The organism is Nguyenibacter vanlangensis (assembly GCF_013376155.1).
GTDB lineage: Bacteria > Pseudomonadota > Alphaproteobacteria > Acetobacterales > Acetobacteraceae > Gluconacetobacter > Gluconacetobacter vanlangensis.
Window position 1 is genome coordinate 1 of sequence record NZ_JABXXP010000344.1, and the last position, 3,113, is coordinate 3,113.

Below are 3,113 nucleotides of genomic sequence, written 5' to 3' on the forward strand. Positions count from 1 at the left end.
CGCGCGACGCGGGCCGTCATGCCCGGCCGGCCGGGGACCGATCGCATGGTGTTCGGCGACGGCGCGGCGGGCGGGGCCGGGCCGGGATGGGTCGGGCCGGACTGGATCGGGCTGGAGTGGATTCTGGCCGACATGCGGGCGCATGGATGGCTGGACAAGGCCGACATCGCACGCCTCGACATGCCGGGCCGGCGGGAAAACGCGGTGACGTAATCCCGGATCGCCCCCGCGTCAGGCGGGCTGCGCGACGTCCGGCAGGGCCCAGTCGATCGGCGCCAGCCCGTTGCGGACCAGGAAGGCATTGGCCTGGGAAAAATGGCGGCAGCCGAAGAAGCCGCTATGCGCCGACAGGGGGGACGGGTGCCGGGCCTTCAGCACCAGGTGCCGCGACTGGTCGACGAAGGCGGCCTTTTTCTGGGCGTAGGCGCCCCACAGCATGAAGACGACCGGCGCGGGGCCGTCATTGACCCAGGCGATCACCGCGTCGGTGAAGCGTTCCCAGCCCCTGCCCTGGTGCGAGGCGGCGCTGGCGCGTTCGACGGTCAGCACGCTGTTCAGCAACAGCACCCCCTGCTTCGCCCAGGATTCGAGATAGCCGTGGCGGGCGGGGGGAATCCCCAGGTCGCTCTGGATTTCCTTGTAGATATTGACCAGCGAGGGCGGGATGCGGATGTCGGGCCGCACGCTGAAGCACAGGCCGTGGGCCTGGCCGTCGCCATGGTACGGGTCCTGGCCCAGGATGACGACCCGGACCGCGTCCGGCGGGGTCAGGTCCAGCGCGCGGAAATATTCCGAGCCCCTGGGGAAGATCACTTTGCCGCGGCTCTTCTCCGCCAGCAGGAAATCCTTCAGCGCCCGCATGTACGGCGCATCGAATTCCGATGCCAGCGCCGCCTTCCAGCTTTCGTCCAGTTTGACCGTCATAGAACAGCAGCCCCCCGGCGGGAGCCTGGTTTCCCTTGTCGTTTTCGAAGTTCGATCAGCATGTTCGCGCACGAACCGGCCGCCATTCAGCGACGCCGCGCGGAAAAGATCAAGCCGCAATCCGTCCCGCCGGCGGTCCGCCGGCCGGCCGCCTGCTCGAGCATTTCCACCGAACACCGGTTCAGTGGAAATGCTCTATGTTGTTATTTTGTCGAGCATCTTTACCCGTTCAAACGAGTCCGTTTGAACGGGATCTGCTCTCGTCAGTTGCCGGGGCAGTATCTCCAACCCCCTAAAAACGGGCCGGGACTGCCCAGATAGGGGCCGGAGAGGCCCGTGACGCAATTCGCCAGGCGCCGCGCCACGTCGTCCTGATGGTCTTCGATCAGCCTGGAGCGCGCCTGGCTGGTCGCGGCCAGCAGCATGGCGCTTGCGTCGCCGTCGCTGATCCGCCCGGCGTCGCGCAGCAGGCCGGCCTTCTGCCGGGCGCTTGTCAGATAGGCGACCGCGGCCGGGTCGAGGCCGGTGGCCGTTCCGAAGGCGGTGTCCGCCTTATTTTCGCATCCGGCCAATTGCGCGTAATGGCCGATCGCGGGCGGGTACTGGGCCGCGCAGCGGGCATATCGGTCCTGGACCAGCCGCACCTGTTGCTTCTGAGCGTCGGTCATGTCGAGCGGCGGCGTCAGCGGCGTGCCGCTGCATCCCGCAAGGAGAAGGGCCGTCAGGGCAAGCCCGCATGGTTTCATGAGCGCGTTTTCCTTCTCTTGCGGCCTGCCGTTGCGACACGGAAATCGGACCAGACAATTTATTTATTACAAAATATGTCCAGAGAAGGAGAAAGCGAATATTTCCTCGTGCAATGGCGGGAAAGTGAACAGGGCGGCGCGGGGGCCGCATCCCGGCGCTGTGCGCGGGACGCGGCCTGGGGCCTTACGATTCCGGCAGCTTGAACAGGTCGCGGTGGATGGCCGGCTGGCAGCGCAGATACTGGCTGGCCGCCGTGACGTGGCCGCCCAGATGCGCCGCCGCGTGCCAGGGCCAGCGCGGGTCGTACAGAACGGTGCGCGCCAGGGCGATCATGTCGGCCTCGCCGTTGGCGACGATCGCCTCGGCCTGCTCGTAGCCGGTGATCAGACCGACCGCCACGACGGGCATCTTCGTTTCGGCCTTGACGGCGCGGGCCAGCGGCACCTGATAGCCCGGATGCACCGGAATGCGCTGCAGCGGGCTGAGGCCGCCGCTGGAGACATGGATGGCGCTGCACCCCCGGGATTCGAGCGCCCGGGCCAGCGCGATGGTCTGTTCGATGTCCCAGCCGCCCTCGACCCAGTCGGTGCCGGAGACGCGTACCGTCACCGGCCCGCCGGTGAAGGAATCCCGCACCGCGTCGAAGACTTCCAGCGGGAAGCGGAGCCGGTTTTCCAGGCTGCCGCCATAGGAATCGTCGCGGCGATTGACCAGCGGGGAAAGGAACTGATGCAGCAGGTAGCCGTGCGCGGCATGGATCTGCACCGCGTCGATGCCCAGCGCCGCCGACCGTTTCGCCGCTGCCGCGAAGGCGTCGCGCACCCGCCGCATGCCATCGCGGTCCAGCGCCATGGGGGCGTTGTCGCCGTCGGTATAGGGCACGGCGGATGGCGCCACGGTCTGCCAGCTTTGCGGGGTGCCGGGCGGGATGTGCCGCCCGCCCTTCCACGGAACTTCGGTCGATGCCTTGCGCCCGGCATGGGCAAGCTGAATCGCGACCGGCATGCCGGACCATTGGCGGACCCCCGCCAGCGTGCGGCGCATCGCGGCCTCGGTCGCATCGTCCCACAGCCCGACATCGCCATAGGTGATCCGCCCTTCGGGCAGGACCGCCGTCGCCTCGATCGTGAGCAGGCCGGCGCCCGACTGGGCCAGGCCGCCCAGATGGATCAGGTGCCAGTCGTTCATGCGGCCGTCGGTGGCCGAATATTGGCACATCGGCGCGATGACGATCCGGTTGGGCAGGGCCAGCCCGTCGATCGTCACCGGTTCGAATAATTTGGGATTCGGCATGAGAATTCTCCAATCCAGATATACGGTTGGGGGAAACGATGCGTCAGGCCAGCGGAAAGCCCAGCGCGTGCAGGGCCTGGCGCAGCCGGTCGCGGCCGCTGAGCGCCTCGGGCCCGCGCATGCGGTGGACAGCCCCGTGCGACCAGGGC

Annotated in this window: 4 protein-coding genes; 1 reads left to right on the top strand and 3 read right to left on the bottom strand. The window is 67.9% G+C overall.

Annotated elements, in window-relative coordinates; translation table 11 throughout:
- Positions 1-213 (top strand): hypothetical protein (locus tag HUK84_RS13520; RefSeq protein WP_218064367.1); only part of this gene is annotated, 213 nt, incomplete at its 5' end.
- Between the two features lie 18 nt (positions 214-231).
- Here HUK84_RS13520 and ung read toward each other — a convergent pair.
- The 3 genes from ung to HUK84_RS13535 form a co-directional block, all read right to left on the bottom strand.
- Positions 232-924: a uracil-DNA glycosylase gene (ung, locus tag HUK84_RS13525; RefSeq protein WP_176640758.1), complete on the bottom strand. Its 693-nt coding sequence runs from the start codon at positions 922-924 to the stop codon at positions 232-234.
- A gap of 263 nt (positions 925-1,187) precedes the next feature.
- Positions 1,188-1,670, bottom strand: coding sequence for a hypothetical protein (locus HUK84_RS13530; protein WP_176640759.1), 483 nt, complete (start codon positions 1,668-1,670; stop codon positions 1,188-1,190).
- 184 nt (positions 1,671-1,854) lie between these two features.
- A complete protein-coding gene (locus tag HUK84_RS13535; RefSeq protein WP_176640760.1) occupies positions 1,855-2,964 on the bottom strand; it encodes an NADH:flavin oxidoreductase/NADH oxidase in 1,110 nt (369 codons plus the stop codon).
- Positions 2,965-3,113 lie beyond the last annotated feature (149 nt).